General features: G+C 71.2%; 13 protein-coding genes, 1 tRNA gene and 1 pseudogene. 9 read left to right on the forward strand and 6 right to left on the reverse strand.

Features of this window, described 5'->3' with window-relative positions; genetic code table 11:
- The first annotated feature begins 10 nt into the window (after positions 1–10).
- From der to ACGFIW_RS31645, 3 genes are all read left to right on the forward strand, one after another.
- Positions 11–1,417 (forward strand): ribosome biogenesis GTPase Der, encoded by a 1,407-nt coding sequence (gene der, locus ACGFIW_RS31635; protein WP_393323637.1) that lies wholly within the window; start codon positions 11–13, stop codon positions 1,415–1,417.
- A 195-nt stretch (positions 1,418–1,612) separates the two neighbouring features.
- Positions 1,613–1,686: transfer RNA gene (locus ACGFIW_RS31640), tRNA-Pro, on the forward strand.
- 113 nt (positions 1,687–1,799) lie between these two features.
- Positions 1,800–1,955, forward strand: coding sequence for a hypothetical protein (locus ACGFIW_RS31645; RefSeq protein ID WP_393323640.1), 156 nt, complete (start codon positions 1,800–1,802; stop codon positions 1,953–1,955).
- Between the two features lie 123 nt (positions 1,956–2,078).
- Here the strand turns inward: ACGFIW_RS31645 and ACGFIW_RS31650 are convergent, their stop codons facing one another.
- The gene (locus tag ACGFIW_RS31650) at positions 2,079–3,245 is read right to left on the reverse strand and encodes a PucR family transcriptional regulator (RefSeq protein WP_393323642.1); all 1,167 of its coding nucleotides are present in this window, start codon (positions 3,243–3,245) and stop codon (positions 2,079–2,081) included.
- A gap of 249 nt (positions 3,246–3,494) precedes the next feature.
- On the opposite strand from ACGFIW_RS31650, the gene ACGFIW_RS31655 reads away from it, so the two are divergent.
- From ACGFIW_RS31655 to ACGFIW_RS31665, 3 genes and pseudogenes are all read left to right on the forward strand, one after another.
- Positions 3,495–3,965, forward strand: a complete 471-nt coding sequence (locus ACGFIW_RS31655; RefSeq protein ID WP_393323645.1) for a hypothetical protein — start codon at positions 3,495–3,497, stop codon at positions 3,963–3,965.
- Positions 3,966–3,996: 31 nt separating this feature from the next.
- Positions 3,997–4,434, forward strand: a pseudogene (locus ACGFIW_RS31660) (transposase); the annotation flags it as partial.
- Positions 4,435–4,596: 162 nt separating this feature from the next.
- Positions 4,597–5,199: a hypothetical protein gene (locus ACGFIW_RS31665; protein WP_393323648.1), complete on the forward strand. Its 603-nt coding sequence runs from the start codon at positions 4,597–4,599 to the stop codon at positions 5,197–5,199.
- 126 nt (positions 5,200–5,325) lie between these two features.
- Here ACGFIW_RS31665 and ACGFIW_RS31670 read toward each other — a convergent pair whose 3' ends face one another.
- Positions 5,326–7,938: a CHAT domain-containing protein gene (locus ACGFIW_RS31670; protein ID WP_393323651.1), complete on the reverse strand. Its 2,613-nt coding sequence runs from the start codon at positions 7,936–7,938 to the stop codon at positions 5,326–5,328.
- 210 nt (positions 7,939–8,148) lie between these two features.
- On the opposite strand from ACGFIW_RS31670, the gene ACGFIW_RS31675 reads away from it, so the two are divergent.
- From ACGFIW_RS31675 to ACGFIW_RS31685, 3 genes are read left to right on the forward strand one after another with little or no spacing between them, the layout of a single operon-like run.
- Entirely contained in the window at positions 8,149–9,438 is a 1,290-nt protein-coding gene (locus ACGFIW_RS31675) for a S8 family serine peptidase (protein WP_393323654.1), read from the forward strand.
- A gap of 28 nt (positions 9,439–9,466) precedes the next feature.
- Complete coding sequence (locus ACGFIW_RS31680) at positions 9,467–10,108, forward strand: RNA polymerase sigma factor (RefSeq protein ID WP_393323656.1); 642 nt, start codon at positions 9,467–9,469, stop codon at positions 10,106–10,108.
- Between the two features lie 13 nt (positions 10,109–10,121).
- Positions 10,122–10,547 carry a hypothetical protein gene (locus ACGFIW_RS31685; protein WP_393323659.1) on the forward strand — a complete coding sequence of 142 codons (426 nt, stop codon included), beginning with the start codon at positions 10,122–10,124 and terminating at the stop codon, positions 10,545–10,547.
- A 122-nt stretch (positions 10,548–10,669) separates the two neighbouring features.
- Here the strand turns inward: ACGFIW_RS31685 and ACGFIW_RS31690 are convergent, their stop codons facing one another.
- From ACGFIW_RS31690 to ACGFIW_RS31705, 4 genes are all read right to left on the reverse strand, one after another.
- Positions 10,670–11,701 (reverse strand): hypothetical protein, encoded by a 1,032-nt coding sequence (locus ACGFIW_RS31690; RefSeq protein WP_393323662.1) that lies wholly within the window; start codon positions 11,699–11,701, stop codon positions 10,670–10,672.
- Positions 11,702–12,037: 336 nt separating this feature from the next.
- A complete protein-coding gene (locus ACGFIW_RS31695) occupies positions 12,038–12,340 on the reverse strand; it encodes a hypothetical protein (protein ID WP_393323664.1) in 303 nt (100 codons plus the stop codon).
- Positions 12,341–12,366: 26 nt separating this feature from the next.
- The gene (locus tag ACGFIW_RS31700) at positions 12,367–12,834 is read right to left on the reverse strand and encodes an SDR family oxidoreductase (RefSeq protein ID WP_393323666.1); all 468 of its coding nucleotides are present in this window, start codon (positions 12,832–12,834) and stop codon (positions 12,367–12,369) included.
- Between the two features lie 79 nt (positions 12,835–12,913).
- Positions 12,914–15,733 carry a BTAD domain-containing putative transcriptional regulator gene (locus tag ACGFIW_RS31705; RefSeq protein WP_393323669.1) on the reverse strand — a complete coding sequence of 940 codons (2,820 nt, stop codon included), beginning with the start codon at positions 15,731–15,733 and terminating at the stop codon, positions 12,914–12,916.
- Positions 15,734–15,983: the final 250 nt, after the last annotated feature.

Genomic DNA, 15,983 nt, shown 5'->3' on the forward strand with positions numbered 1-15,983 from the left:
GAGGAGCGGCATGAGTAGCGATGGTGGTGGGTGGGTCGAGCTGCGGGAGCCCGACGTCGCCGTCGAGGAACCGAGCGGGCCCCAACCGGTCGTGGCCGTGGTCGGCCGCCCCAACGTGGGCAAGTCCACGCTTGTCAACCGGATCATCGGCCGTCGACAGGCGGTCGTCGAGGACGTCCCCGGTGTCACCCGGGACCGGGTGCCGTACGACGCGCAGTGGAACGGCCGGGCGTTCACCGTGGTGGACACCGGCGGCTGGGAACCGGACGCGAAGGACCGCGCCGCGGCCATCGCGGCGCAGGCCGAGACGGCGGTCGTCACCGCCGACGTGGTCCTCTTCGTGGTCGACGCGATGGTGGGCTCCACCGATGTCGACGAGGCCGCGGTGAAGATGCTGCGGCGCAGCGCCAAGCCGGTGATCCTGGTGGCCAACAAGGCCGACAACACCTCCATCGAGATGGAGGCGACCTCGCTCTGGTCGCTCGGCCTCGGTGAACCGTTCCCGGTTTCCGCACTGCACGGACGCGGCTCCGGCGACCTGCTAGACGCCATCCTCGCCGCGTTGCCGGAGGCGCCGGCGATCGTCGAGAACCGGCCGCGTGGACCCCGGCGGGTGGCACTGGTCGGGCGGCCGAACGTGGGCAAGTCCAGCCTGCTCAACCGGTTCTCCGGTGAGGATCGGGCGGTTGTCGACTCGGTGGCGGGCACCACTGTGGACCCGGTCGACAGCCTGGTCGAGATCGGCGGTCAGACCTGGCAACTTGTCGACACGGCGGGGCTGCGCAAGCGGGTCGGCAAGGCCAGCGGCACCGAGTACTACGCCAGCCTGCGCACCGCCGGTGCCATCGAGGCCGCCGAGGTGGCCGTGGTGCTGCTGGACTCCAGCGAGCCGATCAGCGAGCAGGACCAGCGGATCCTGTCGATGGTGACCGAGGCCGGCCGGGCGATGGTCATCGCGTTCAACAAGTGGGACCTGGTCGACGCCGACCGTCGTTACTACCTGGACAAGGAGATCGACCGGGAGCTGCGCCGCATCCCCTGGGCGATCCGGCTGAACCTGTCGGCGATGACTGGCCGTGCCGTGGACAAGCTGGCCCCGGCCCTGAACAAGGCCCTGGCCAGCTGGGAGACCCGGATCCCGACCGCGCAGCTCAACCAGTGGTTGACCGCGCTGGTGCAGGCCACCCCGCACCCGGTGCGCGGCGGTCGCGCACCGCGGATCCTGTTCGCGACGCAGGCCGGAGTGGCACCGCCACGGTTCGTGCTGTTCACCACCGGCCCGCTCGACGCGGGATACCAGCGCTTCGTCGAGCGCAAGCTCCGCGAGGAGTTCGGGTACGAGGGCAGCCCGATCGAAATCTCGGTCCGCCCCCGCAAGAAGCTCGGCCCCGGCGGTCGAGGCAAGGCGCACGGCTAACCTGATCGCGGAAAATGCCGGATGGGCTCTCGCTGTGGCCCATCCGGCACCCCAAGACCCCCACCCTCCTAGGACGCTCTAGGGGTTGTGCGGTGGGTGATTCGGTAACGTCGCGACGCACGTGGGGCCTGTGCGGACGAGCCCAAGCCGCTGCGCTAAGCTGTACCGGCTGCCGCGGGGGAAACCACGCGGGGGCGGGACGTGGCGCAGCTTGGTAGCGCACTTGACTGGGGGTCAAGGGGTCGTCGGTTCGAATCCGGCCGTCCCGACAGCGAGAGGGTTTTCGCAGGTCACTGACTTGCGGGGGCCCTCTTTTCATTGCTCGGCATGGATGTCCGGTTTAGCACACCGCTGTTGGACTCCTTGACTCAAGCAGGTTGTCATGGTGCTTCTCGATCTTCAGAAGCTCTCCGTTGGGCTGTCTCGGACCTGGGCCGGGTTCCTGCGGGACTGGGACCGGTCGCTGCGCGCCGGGAACTATCCGGAGACCACCCGCTACAACTATCTCTTGCTGCCGCCCAGTTGGGTCGGTATCTAAGACGTCGGGGTGACGGCCTTCACCGGCCGTCGCTGGCTGATCGAGCAGATCGGATGCGGGCCAAAGCCGGAGACCTCTCAGGTTCGATCGAAGCACATCGAGAGCTCCCCGCCGGCTGCTGATCTAGCCGGCGAGGATCCGGGCGACGGCGGTGCTCAGCACGCGTACGCCGCGGGTCGAGCCCGGCTCCAGCCCGGTGAGGTCGCGCACCCGGGTCAGCCGGTAGTCGAGCGTGCGCGGGTGGATGCACAGCGCGGCCGCGGTGTCGAGCCGGTTCATGTCGTGCTGGTAGTAGGCGTCCAGCGTGGCGACCAGGTCGGGGCCGGCGTCGAGTTGCGCCGCCACCACCTGGAGCCACTGCCCGACCTCCGTCAGCCGGGCTGCGCCCAACTCGGCGAAGACGTCGGTGACCGTGTACGCGTGGCGCGGCACGGCCCGCACCGGTGCGACCTCGCTGACCTGCCGGGCCAGCGCCACGGCGTCGCCGAACGCGCGCACCCGCCCGGGCGCGGTGCCCGCCGCGCACGGTTGGCCGGTCATCGAGGCCACGTCGCGGGCCAGCGCGAGCCCGCGCTCGACTGCCGGCTGCCGGGCGCCCGGCGAGCTGGGGATCAGCGCGACCACCTCGTGCGGCTCCGGCCAGCTCAGCGGCATCCAGTGCGTCTTCAGCAGCGCGCCGGCGAACTCGTCCCGCGCCGCCTGGTCCGGCCCGGGCGACCCGCCGGCTACCCGGACCACCGTCGCGACGACGTGGTCGGGGACCGGCATGTGCAGGCCGCTCGCCAGGTCGGTCGCGCTGTCGTCGCCGGCCAGCAGCATTACCGTCAGCAGCCGCACCTGGGCGGCGGTCGCCAGCGTGCGCCGCTGCCCCTCGATCCAGCCCCGGGTGTACGCGCCCTGGGCGGCCAGTCCCGCGGGAGCCAGCCAGGCGAGCGTGTGCATCGTCGCGGCGATGTCGTTCGGGCCGGCCGCCTCGTACACCTCGCGCAGCGTCAGTCGGGTGTGCACGAGCAGTACCTGCCGCTGCGCGGTCAGGGTGAGTCCCTTCTCGCCGCGCTGGCGGCCCATCGCGGCCATCAGGTCCAGATCCTGCACGCGGAACGGCGCGTTGTCCGCCGCGAGGTCGACCGTGCGCTGACGGAGGAAGACCGCGAAATCGAGCATCTCCGACCGCACCTGCGGCATCGCCGCGAGGTTGCGGTATTCCAGCAGCTCCTCCTGGTAGGCGTCCACGGCCCGGCGGGCGTTGTCGGCCACTCGCTGTCGCCAGAGGCTGAACAGACCGCCCATGCCGGTCAACGGTAATCGATGCGTTCTGGCCATGTCGCCCGGTTGACGCGGACCGGACAGCCTTGCGGACATTCGCAAAAACCGGGTTACGTCGGCGACCCGGTTCTCGCTCTGTCACGAAGACCCGGCCACCGGCACCCTGGAACGCTTCGCCTTGGACGTCGGACGACGGCCCGGCCGGGTCGGGCGCGACCAGGTACGCGCCCCGGCATCCGCAGATCGCACAACACTCGAGAGGTGGTTCTGGTTATGACATGGCGTAGTCGACCCTCCGCCGGGGCACGTTCCGGCACCCTCCGCGCATCCAGTCTGCTGTTGGCCGCGACGGCGATGCTCGCCGCGTTCATGGCCGCACCGTCCGCGGCGGTCGCGGCACCCGCGCCGAGCGGCGACGCGGCTGTCGCCGCCATCGGAGCCGAGCGGGCATCGACGAGCTCCGCCGGCACGTTGAGCGTCACGACGTCGACGGCGGCCGCCACCTCACCGGCGAAGGGCGGCGGTTTCTCGGTGATGTCGGGCTCCTGCCCGTACGCCGGGCAGTACATCGACCCGTGGCTGATCGTGTTTCAGGGCTGCACCCTCACCGGCCAGCCGACGACCGCGGTCAGCGCCCGGTGCTCCAACGGGGCCACCCTGGGCCCCGTACACGTGCCGCCCGGCGTCTACGACATCTATGTCGACTGCTACCCGGCGTTCTTCAGCTCGCTCGCGTTTATCTGATCGGTCCACCCGGCACGGATCCCGTTGCGGGATCCGTGCCGGCGGTGCCGGTCTCAGGGCAGCGCGTGCCGCCGCCGATCTGGTGCGGACCGCGAAGGAGCAGGGTCTGTCACTGACCGGCCCGGCTGGGCTGTTGAAGCAGTTGACCAAGACAGTCTTGGAGACCGCGTCGAACGAGGCGATGACCGAGCATCTCGGCTATGCCAAACACGAGGCCGACGGTGCCGGTTCGGGCAACGTCCGCAGCGGGACCCGGTCGAAGACGGTGCTGACCGACGCCACCGGTCCGGTGCAGATCGACGTGCCGCGGGACCGGGTCGGCACGTTCGAGCCGCAGATCGCGCGTAAGCGGCAGCGGTGTTTGTCCGGGGTCGACGAGGTGGTGTTGTCGTTGTATGCCAAAGGTTTGACGACCGGAGAGATCAGCGCTCACTCCGCCGAGATCTACGGCGCTTCGGTCAGCAAGAAGCGATTTCACGGATCGGCTCGATGATTTCCCACTCGCGTCGGTCACGTCAGAGGGGGTACCGCAATCGGCTCGACGTCCGCTCATTCCGCCGATGAACGGACGTGTCGCTGCGGCCGCGAGGCCGAGCATCGTTTCGCCGCAGAGGGCTGGAACAATCCGTACGTGAGAATCGATGACCTCGTCCGTCGGCAGCACGAACTCCAGTCTGAGGCAGCCGACCTGCGAGCGGACCTCGCACTCGATGACGTCCTGGCTCGGCATGGCCGCGTCACGGGAGTCGGTAGCGCCGCGCTGGGCCTGATGGTGTGGCGTGACCTAGACCTGACGGTTGTCGTCCCCACCCTGGACGCCGGAGGGGTGGCCGAAACGGGTGCTCTACTGGCTCTCCACAGACAGATGCGCGAGGTGTGCTTCAGGAACGACACCGGCGACTGGAACACCGATCCCCGTTATCCCGACGGTCTGTATCTGGGTTTGCAGTGCCGTAGCCGCGCTGGCCAACGATGGAAGATCGACATCTGGTTCGTGGACGAGCCTGACCGCCAACCCGATCTTGCCCATGTGAGGGACCTCCCCACGAGGCTGACCGAGGAGACTCGTGCCGCGATCCTGCTGGTGAAGGATGCCTGGGCTGGGCGACCGGAGTACGGCAAAAGCGTGTCCAGCTGGGACATCTACGCTGCCGTGCTTGACGACGGCGTGCGCACGCCTGCCGATTTCGAGGAATGGATTCGCAGGCGTCACATAGGGCCAACGTCGGAATAGTTGCTGGCAGCGCCCGCATCTGGCCGCAGTAAGCGCGTCCTGTCGCGTTCAGCCCGCACAGTGGTCGTTACTCGGTGTTGCAGCCGCATGGGCCGGGGTGGACCGATGCGGCAAAACGCCGCGGCGTCAACCGGCACCGAGGCAGACGAACGCCGCCGCCGTGGCCCCGGCGGTGCCGTCGCCGGGGCTGGTGAAGGCCTGCTGTGCGTCGGCGAGAGCCTGGGCGGGGCGGATGCCGGCCCGCATTCGTTGGTGCAGGTCCAGCATGAGAGCGGTGGTGGGGTCGGCCGGCACCGGCAGCACGGTGGCGATCAGGCACCGTGCGCCCAGTGCGAGCAGCACGGCGGTGAAGCCCATGACCTCGTCGCCGGGACGCACCCCGGTCAGCCCAGAGTCGCAGGCGGAGAGCACCACGCAGCCGGGCGGCCGGGAGACCCGTTCCCACTCGTACGCGAACAGCGGCCCGTCGGCCAGCTCCAGGGTGGAGAACTGGGGGTTGTCGGCGCGGAAGGTGCCGTGGGCGGCGATGTGGACTAGGGCGGCCCCGTCCAGCGCTGCGGTCAACGCGTCGGCGGTGGCGTCCGTACCGGTGAGCAGGGTGGCCCCAGGCAGCACCTGCGCGAGTCGGCGTACCTCGGTCCGGCCGGCCGGCAGGCGCGGCCCGCAGGCCAGGACCGAGGGCCCGGCCGATGGTTGCCGGCCGTCCGCCCTGAGCCAGGCGGTGGCCGACGGGGCAACCGTCACGGGACGTCCGGCACAGGTCGGCAACCCTGACCACGGCACGGCGTGCAGGGCTCCGAGCGGCACGATCACCAGGGGGCGGTCGCCGAGGTGCCGCCGCAACGGATCGAAGAGCTGGCGGTCCAGGGTGGCGGCGGCGTGCCTGGCCCCGGCCCGCGCGGTGGGCGTGTCGCCGGTGGTGACCAGCCGGCGCAGGGCGAACCGGTGCCACCGGACCAGGTGCACCGCCTCGGCGAGCGGGCCGAGGTCGTGCAGGCTTGCGCGGCCGTCGCGGATCAGCACCGCCCGGAGCCGGTCGCCGTGGGCGATCAGTTCGACAAGCACGCGGGAGCCGAGCCGCCCGGCGAGCATGCCCACGCCGGGCGGGGTCACGACGCCGCTCCCGCCGGGCACCCGGCGGGCCAGGTCCTGGATGCGCCGTTCCAGCCGGGCCTGCCGGGTGCGCAGGGCGTGGGTCGGCCGGCCGGCCAGCACGGTGTCCTCCAGCAGACTACTGACGAGCCGGAGTTCGGTGAGCGCCGCGAACAGGTCCGGGTCGTCGGGGGGCAGCGCCGGCCGCATCCGCAGGGTGTTGGCCCGCCAGCGTTCGGCCCAGGTCAGGGTCCGGGCGGGGGAGCCGGCGCGGACCGCGATGTCGAGGCCCTCGACGGCCAGCTCTTGCCCGTACGTCCCGCTGTGCGCCCGTAATTCCGTAGCACCGAGCGACGTGCGGTGCCGGTCGAGGACGGCCAGCCCCCGGCGCAGGGCCCGGGCAGCACCGGAGTCGTCCCCGGTGAGCCGGCGCGACCGGGCCAACGCGTACCAACCCTGGGCGCGGCGGGGGGCGGTGCCGCTTCGGCGGGCCTGGGCGGCCACGTCGAGCAGGGCCACGGCCCGGTCGACGCGACCCGAGGCGGCGGCCAGCAGGCCGGCTTCGATGCGGGTGGTCAGCGCCGGGCCCGACCACCCGGTGGCGTCGAGCTGGCCGGCGGTCCGCACCATCGCGGCGAGCAGGGCTGCTGTCCGGGTGCCCCGGCGGAACTCCGCGCGCAGTTCGACGTGCCGGGCGAAGACGGCCCAGGTGCGGCGGCCCTGACGCCGGAACCTGACCCGGGCCTGGGCGGCAGCCGCGGTCGCGGTGTCCAGGTCGTCGGCGAGCAGCGCGGCCCGGGCCTGGGCGAGCAGCGCCTCGGCGAGGTCCGAGGCCATTCCTCTGCGCTGCAGCTCCCGTACCGCGGCGGCGGCGACCTCGACCGCCTCGTCGAGCAGCGGCACCGACAGCAGCAGCTCGAACCGGTCCAGCAGCAGCGCCGGACGGGGGACGGCGAGCCGCCGGTACTCCTCGTCGACGTCGGCGAAGCAGCGTAGCGCCACGGCGATCTCGCCCCGTTGCCCGGCGGCGATGCCACTGTTCCAGCGGGCGTCTGCCGCTGCGAGGTCGAGTCCGAACCGGCGGAAGACCGCCGCCGCCCGGGAGAGGTCGTCGTCGGTGCTGCCGGGGGAGCCCCGGTGCGCGTTGAGCAGCCCACGATTGTTGCGGGCGCGGGCCTCCAGTATTGGATCGCCTTCGCGTTGGGCTATGTCGATGGCGATGCCGTAGTCGCGCACCGCCTCGGCATAGCGGCCGCGGTAGTGCAGCACCACCCCCCGCTGCATCCGGGCTCGGCCGGCGTCGGCACCGGTGAGCTGGGGCAGCGCGGCGGTCACGGCCCGCAGCGCGGCAGCGGTACGACCGGCATTGGCCAGCACGTACCCGAGGCTCATCCGGGCCAGCGCCCGGGTGCGGGGTGTGCCGGCGGCCCGTACCGCCCGGCGTAGGTGGCGCAGTGCGCCGGTCAGGTCGTTGAGTTCACGCAGGGCCAGGCCGATGGCCCGCTCGGCGGTGGAGCGCTCGTCGTCGTCGACGGTCTGACCGGCGAGCACCTGGTGGGCGATCGTGATCGCCTCGGGTGGGTGTCGCTGGACGGCGTCGAGTGCCGCCTGGGCCGCCGAGGCACCGGAACCGGTGCTGTCGGGCATGCCCTAGAGAGTCCACGACGGACAGCCGCGAGTCAACGTCGGAAATCCGTCGCGGGAATGTCGTCAATGGATGTCATTCTTGGTCACGTAATTGACAACCGGCGATTGTTCGGAATAATTGGCGGTCCGGGAATTCGCGGCGCTCACCATCAGTGGGCGCGTTTCTCTCACGAGCATGGAGGTTCCGTGCCGCCGTCTGACCACCCTACCGTGCCAGGTCCGGCCGGCCGGCTGTCCCGACGGCGGGTCCTGGCGCTGTCCGCGCTGGCCGTGGCGGCACCGTTCGGCGTCGTACCGCGCCCCGCCCCGGCGGTCGCTGGCGATGCGGACGCCAACGCCTACCAGAAGGCGTTCGAGGCGGCGCTGGCAGCCGACCAGAACGTTCGTCGGTATACCGCGCCGGGGCGGGAGATCCTCTACCGGCCCCGGCAACTGCTCGCCGCCGACGTCGACGTCAAACGGGTCGCCACCTGGTTGCGCACCCACGATTATCCGGTCACCGTCGCAGCCGGCTTCGCCGGTGTCACCCGGCTGCTGTTCGATCGGGAGACCGACATCCCCGGCGTGGTGGGGAAACTGCGCGACCCCCGGCAGTGGCCCGGCCAACCGGTGCCGGCGGTGCAGCCGCACCATGTGCTGCTCGGCCTGGGCAACATCATGGGAAACCCGGGCACGCCACCCCGCCCGGCCGCGGCGCTGCCGCCGCCCGACCCGACCCGGCTCGGCGAGGGCGCAGACGTCACAGTCGGCATCTGCGACACCGGGATCTGGCGGCAGGCCGGCACCCGTCATCCACAGTGGCTCGGCGGCGCTTATCTGCCGCAGCTCGACGACGAGGACCCGCTCTACTTCCACACCGACGTGCTCGCCCCACAGGGCGGGCACGGCACCTTCGTCGCGGGGGTGGTCCGGCAGGCCGCGCCGGGGGTACGCGTCGACCCGGAGCAGGCCCTGGACCCGACCGGGGTGGGGGACGAGGCGACGGTGGTGGCCGCCCTGAGCCGGCTCGCACCGCAGGTTTCCGTGTTCAACCTTTCGCTGGGCGGATACACCCTGGACGATCACCCGTCGCTGCCACTGGCAAACGCGCTGGCGGCGCTGCCGCCGACGAGCGCAGTGGTCGCGGCGGCCGGCAACGCCGGCACCAGCCGTCCGTTGTGGCCCGCCGCCCTGGACCGGGTGCTGGCGGTCGCGGCGGTCAGCCAGACGGCCGGCGGTCCGGTGCCGGCGATCGACAGCTGCTACGGGCCCTGGGTGGACGCCTGCGCCCTGGGCGAGCGCCACAGCACCTACGTCGAGGGGCAGCTGCCGCTACCCGGGCGGCCGGTACGGCAGTTCCACGGGTTCGCCATCTGGGCGGGCACCTCGTTCGCCACCGCACACGTCTCAGGGCGGCTCGCCGCCCTGATGACCGCCGCGGGCCTCAGTGCGGACGCGGCGCGTACGACCCTGCTCGCCGCCCCCCGCTGGCATCCCGACTACGGGGTGCTCGTCGGATGAGCCGCGTCGACAGTCGGGCGGTGACCCGGTGATCGGTGCCAGCGCGACCAGCCTGCTGTCCGCCGCCAGCGGCGGGGACGAGTCGGCCTGGGCCGAGCTGGTACGCCGGTACACCCCGATCGTGTACTCGGTCATCCGGGCGTACGACCTCAGTCGGGCGGATGCGGCCGATGTCAACCAGACCGTCTGGCTTCGCCTGGTGGAGCAACTGGGCCGGGTACGCGAACCCGAGGCGTTGCCGGGCTGGCTGGCCACCACGGCCCGGCGCGAGTGCTACCGGTTGTCCCGCCTCAGCCGCCGGGCCCAGCCCGTCGACCCGTACGACCAGTCGCTGGAGACTTACCACGGGTTCTCCGGGGAGCTGGCGGCGATGGCTCCCGCCCCGGACGACGAGTTGCTGCGCGCGGAGCGGAGGCAGGCGTTGCGCGCGGGTTTCGTCCAGCTCCCGTCGCGCTGCCAGGCGTTGTTGGCGCTGTTGACGGCCGACCCGCCGGTGAGCTATCGGGAGGTCGCCGAGCGGTTGGGCGTTCCCGTGGGCAGCATCGGCCCCACCCAGGCCCGTTGCCTGCGTAGGCTGCGGGCATGTCCGGCGATCGTCGAGTTTCTCGGCGCGTCCGCCATCGGCACGAACGGGGGTGAGCCGGATGGAGCCGTGGCGGCCGGTCGATGACGATGCGCTGACAATGGAGCTGGGTGCGGCGTTGTGGGACACCGGGCCGGCCCCGGAGGCCTACCTGAGCGCGGCGTTGGCAGCGTTCACCTGGCGTACCGCAGACGCGGAACTGGCCGTCGCCGAGCTGACGTTCGACTCGGCGGTCGACGCCGAGCTGGTGGGAATGACCCGGTCTGCCGCGTCCGCGCGGACGCTCTCGTTCCGCAGTGGGTCGGTGGTGGTGGAGATCGAGGTGAGCGACGCCGGGATCGTCGGGCAGGTCTCCCCGTCCGGTGGCGGACGGGTGAGTGCCCGTACGGCCGCCGGCACGTACGACGAGGCGTCTGTGGACGCGGTGGGCTTCTTCTCGCTGGGCGTCCCACCGCCGGGCCCGGTCCAGTTGTGCGCGCGCACCGTCGGGTACGCGGTGTCCACCGCCTGGGTCTGTCTGCGTTGACCTCCCGGCCGCTTCTGGGGCGGCGGGGCGGCCGGCCGGTGTCCGACCTCGACCGGGACGACGACGAGGGTGGGGCGCGGACCGGACGGCCCGCACCCCACCCTGATCGGTGACGACCCGCGCTACCCCCGCTGCTCGCCCGCCAGCAGGTACTGCACCCCACCGAGGTCGGCGCGCTGAGTGCCGTCGGCGTCCGGCCCGAACTGGGTCACGTTGAACGCGGTCTCCTTGGTCAGGACGGTGTCGGTCGAGAAGGCCAGGGAGAATTCGAGGCGCTCACCGGGCTTCAACACCAGGCCGTTGATGCTGGCCTTCGCCGGTTCCACGATCTCCACCTCGGTCTTGCCGACCTGGCGGACTCCCGTACCGACCTTGCCGGTGGCCTCCCAGCGCTCGAACAGGGTCGGGCCGAGGTCGACGACGACCCGGGCACCCTGAGCCTGCTCCGCCGGCTGGGTGAAGACCAGGTCGTTCCGGGTCTGCGCGGTGGTGACGTTGCCGATGGCGAACGGCCGGACGACCCGCGGCCCGCCCGGCGTGAGCCGGACCGAGTCGACGTTGCGCCAGGCGATGTTGTTGTTGTGCAGGGTGTTGACGCTGTTGCTGGGGCCCTCGAAGGTCATCGGATCGGTGGGCGACACCCAGCGCGCCAACAGGCAGAAGTGGCCCGGTCCGGGCACCCCGGTCCACGGGATCGTCACCGTGGTGACGCCCGGGTAGACGGTCACGCTGGCCGCGCCGATCTGGGTCCAGTGCGTCGGCCAGGTGGCGCCGCCGCCCGGGGTGGTGCGGTAGATGCGCAGCACTCCGCTGCCGATGCCCGAGCCGTACGGGCCGGGGTTGCGCAACTTCACGAAGAGGTAGTTGGTGACGCCGACGATCGGGTTCTGACTGACGGCACACTCGACGGCGGTCGGGCAGACCTTGATGTCGGGGCTGGCCCACAGCGGGCTGTACGAGTGTGGCTGGATGCCGGTGTCGGCGGCGACGTCCTTGAGGTAGACGTCGGTACGGGCCGCCGCCGAGGCGGCCTTGCCCTGCGGTGCCTCGCCGGGTGCCGCGGCGGCGGCGGTGACCGCCAGCAGACCGGCCAGCGCCGCGCCCGTGAGTACGGCCAGCGTCGAGCGGCGGAGGTGCTTTCCTACCTTGCCCATGACAGGTTTTCTCCCATCGGCGGGGGACGCCGAACCCGGCGTGTTTCGATGCCGTGTCGGCGCGATGACGTAGTTGAAGAGCCGTAAATGCGCCGGGAAATACCGCCGCGGGTCCTGCCGTCAGATGACGCCAGGACCGGCAAAAGCGACTGGCGTCGATGCATGCAGGTGTCGGAGCCTCGGAGCGATCCGATTTGATCTGCGGGGCGAGTACGCCCGGGCACCTGCGCCGGCGTGTTGTGCGCGCGGCCCACCTCGACCACTGTCGCGCCGACCCGGTGGCTGCGCCAACGGGCGCATCTCTCGCTGTGGTGCCTCGCCCGTTGGCCGGCGAGGTCAGGTGACGTGTTGCCGTACCGGGACGATGCGGAAGTCGACGGTGGAGCGGTCGATGGTCGCGTGCACCGGGGAGTCGGCCATCTCCGTCATGATCCCGGAGGCGCTGCGCCGGCCGTCGGCGGCGGAGTCCCACGCGACGATGTCGATGATCGTGCCGTCGCCGTCTTCGGTGATTCGTCGCCAGCGGAAGCCCGGCTGGCGTCGCAGGTAGGTGTTGATGTCGTCGTTCGCCTCGACGAAGTCGGCGCCGGTGAGGCCGGGGACGAGCCGCAATATCGTGACTTCGAGCGCTTCGCCCATGGTCGTACTCCGTTCCTGGCCGGTGGTCAGCCCTGTGCGGTGGATCGGGCGACGATCTCATTGACGTCGACGGTGTCGGGCTGGGCGACCGCGTAGGCGATGGCGTCGGCGACCGCGGAGGCCGGCAGGCCCAACTCGTCGGTTGCGGCGCGGGCGGCGGCCTGCACCTGGGGGTCGCCACCGTGCTCGGTGAGCTCCGACTGGGTGTATCCCGGGCTTACCAGGGTCACTCGTACGTTCCGGCTTTCCTGGCGGAGCCCTTCCGTGAGCGCCCGGACCGCGTACTTCGTGGCGCAGTAGACGGCGGCTGTCGGGTCGACGCGGTAGGCGGAGGAGGAGGCGATGTTGATGATGTGGCCCCAGCCTGCGGTGCGCATGAGGGGCAGGGCTGCCGCGATGCCGTGCAGGGTGCCGCGCAGGTTGACGTCGGCGGCCCGCAGACGCTGTCGTCGGCATCGCTGCTGCCGTGATCGGGTGCGCGCAGTATTCGGCACGTCCGGATGCAGGCATACGCAGTCCGGGAACGGGGCCAACAGCCAGACGACCGCCGCAGACAACGCGTCCTGGCCAGCCTCACCCAGTCGTCACCGTTCGGATCTTTTCCAGAATGCGGTCGGCGTCCTGGCCCAACTCCACGATGATGTCCAGCGCCTCCCGCCACACCCCCCGCGCCGCCGACCGTTCGCCCACAGCGAGATGGGTGTCGCCGAGGTGGGTAAGCGTCATCGACTCGTAGTAGCGCTCGCCCGCCTCGCGCCAGAGCGACAGGGCCTGTCGGTAGCACTCGGTGGCCTCGGGGTACTGGCCCAGGTGGTGGTGCACGCACCCGAGGCTGTCCCAGGTGTGAGCCTGCCAGTAGCGGTCACCGGCTTCCTGCTGCAGCAGCAGCGCCCGCTGACAATGGTGTAGCGCAAGCTCGTGGTCACCGAGCTGGCTGTGGTACCAGCCCGCGTTGTTCAGGGCATTCGCCTGCCCGGATCGGTGCCCGGCCGCCCGAAACAGCCGCAGCGCCTGTTCGGCGTAGCGCAGGGCGATCCGGGGCTGGCCCCGATGCTCGGCGACCGTACCCAGGTTGAGTAGGGTGCGGGCCTGCCCGACCTGATCACCAAGCCCGCGGTAAAGCCGCACCGCGTGCCACAGGTGGTCGCGGGCCTCGCCGTGCAGACCCCGACGCAGGAGGGCGATGGAGATGTTGCGGTGTGCGCGAGCCTCCCCGTCCCGGTCCGAAACCCGGCGGGCCGCCTCCAGCGCGAGCTGTTGGACGATCGCCTGGTCATGCCAGCGGCCACACCGGTCCAGAAACGTGGTCATGGCCCAGCCGAGCTGCCACGCGTGGACGTCGTACCCGTCGCCGCCGGCCCGTCGCAGAAGATCGAGCAGCACCGGATACTCCTGGGTGAACCAGGTCCAGGCGGCCTCGCGGTCACCGATGACCGCTACGGTCACGCCCGCGACCGTCGCTGGTAGCCGGATCGGATCCCGGTGTGGGTGCAGCCGCAGGTCGGCAAGGTGGGCGCTGGCCAGGTAGTGGTCGAACATTCGGTGCGTCACCGCCAGCCGCTCGGCGCGGTCCTCCTCGATGTCCGCCCGCTCCATGGCGTAGGCGCGGAGTAGGTCGTGCATGGCGTACCTGCCGGGCGTGTGTTCGGTGACCATGTGCGCGTGCGCGAGCTCGGCCAACAGCGGGCGTACCCGTGGGGCCGGAACACCGGTGAGGCTGGCCGCAGCAACCGCACCCAGATCCGGGCCGGGATGCATGCTGAGCAGTCGGAACAGGCGTGCGGCCGGACTGCTCAGGGCGCGGTATGACCAGGAGAAGACCGAGCGGACGTCAGCTTCGGCGTCCATGCCGGTGAACCCCTCCAGACCTCCGTGGGCCAGGTCCAGCTCCGCGGCGATGGCTCGCAGAGCGAAGCGGGGGTGATTAACCAGCCGGGACGCCACGATGGCGAGCGCCAGGGGCAGCCCCGCCGACCGGGCCATGATCGTTGTGACGGCCGCCGGCTCGGCGGCGAGCCGGGTCGCACTGAGGCGGCGGATCAACATACTGTGCGCGTCGCCGGGCGGCAGCGGATCGAGCGTGATCGGATGTGCTCCTTCGGCCATCACCAGGCCGGTCAACCTGCTGCGGCTGGTGATCAGGGTGAGGCAGCCGGGTCCACCGGGCAATAGCGGGCGGACGTGCTTGCTGTCGCGGGCATTGTCCAGCAACAGCAGGACCCGACGCCCGGCCAGCAGCGTGCGCAGCAACGCCGACTGGGCGGCGAGACCCTCGGGCAGGTGTTGTGCTGGTACCCCGAACGCGTCCAGGAAGCCACGAACCGCCTCACCGGGGTCAAGCGGCGGACCGGTCGGATGGAAGCCGCGCAGGTCGACGTGGAGGTGGCCGTCCGGAAACCGGTCGGCCACGAGGCGGGCGAAGTGCACTGCCAGGGCCGTCTTTCCCACCCCCGCGATGCCGGAGAGGACTGCCACCATGCTCGTGCCGGCTCGAGTGGCCGCATCCAGCAGCCCGCACAACTCGTCAAGCTCAGTAGTGCGTCCGGTGAAGGCGTACGGCGACGCGGGTAGCTGCGCCGGAACCGGCTTGGCGGTGGTCGATGCCTCCGGCCGGCTGGGCTCCGGCCGGGAGATGGCCGCCAGCGCTGTGACCGGTGCCAGTCGCGGGTCGGCGTTGAGTATCGCGCGGTGCAGCTCGGTTAGTTCCGGCCCCGGCTCGATCCCCAGTTCACGCACCAGCAGTCGGCGTACCTGGTGATACGTCTGGAGCGCCTCGGTCCGGCGGCCGGCCCGGTACAGGGCCAGCATGAGCTGCCCGTAGGCCCGTTCGCGCAGTGGTTCCTCCGCGACCAGGTCGGCGATCTCGTCCACGAGTTCGGCTCCGCCACCCAGCGTGAGTTCGAGTGACAGGCGTTCTTCCTGGAGGCTGCGGCGTTGGTCGTTGAGCTGAGCCGCCGCCGCCTCGACCAGCCGGCCGGTCACTCCGGTGAAGGCCGACCCGCGCCATAGCGCCAGCGCCTCCCGCAGGTGGACGACCGCGCCCGTCAGCTCTCCGGCGGCTGCGAGCCGGCGGCCCTGCCGTGCCCGATCGACGAAGACTCGCAGGTCGATCTCGTCGTCCGGGACGCGCAGGGAGTACCCGCCGGAGTCGGTGACGATCTCGCCCGCCGTCGCCAGCTGCCTACGCAGCATCGACACGCAGTTACGGACCACCTTGACGGAGCTGGTGGGCGGATGCTCGTCCCAGATCGCCTCGACCAGCCGGGTCACCGGCACCACCCGGTTCGCGTCGAGCAACAGGGCGGCCAGGATACGTTGCTCCCGTGACGCGCCCAGGGGAATCTGGCCACGGTCGAGCTGCACTCTGAGCGGCCCCAGCACCTCGAACCTCACGTACCTCCCGCCCTCGTCCCTGCCAGCCGAGCCGTCCCATCGGGCCCCGCGCGGCCGACGGCTCGGCCGCCATCCGAACGAGCCGTAGCCCTTTGGATTGTCACACCGCCACGAGCGCATGCATAGGCGGCTGTCAATGAATTGCGGAACCTGTCCCGTGCTGTCTCGGTGCCGGACCAGGCGCCGCCGGGGACGAACCGGGGACCGATTGGGGACGGCCAGGCGCAGGGTGCTCCTGACAAGTCGCTTT

The sequence above is a fragment of the Micromonospora sp. NPDC048935 genome, assembly GCF_043197875.1.
Taxonomy (GTDB): Bacteria; Actinomycetota; Actinomycetes; order Mycobacteriales; family Micromonosporaceae; genus Micromonospora.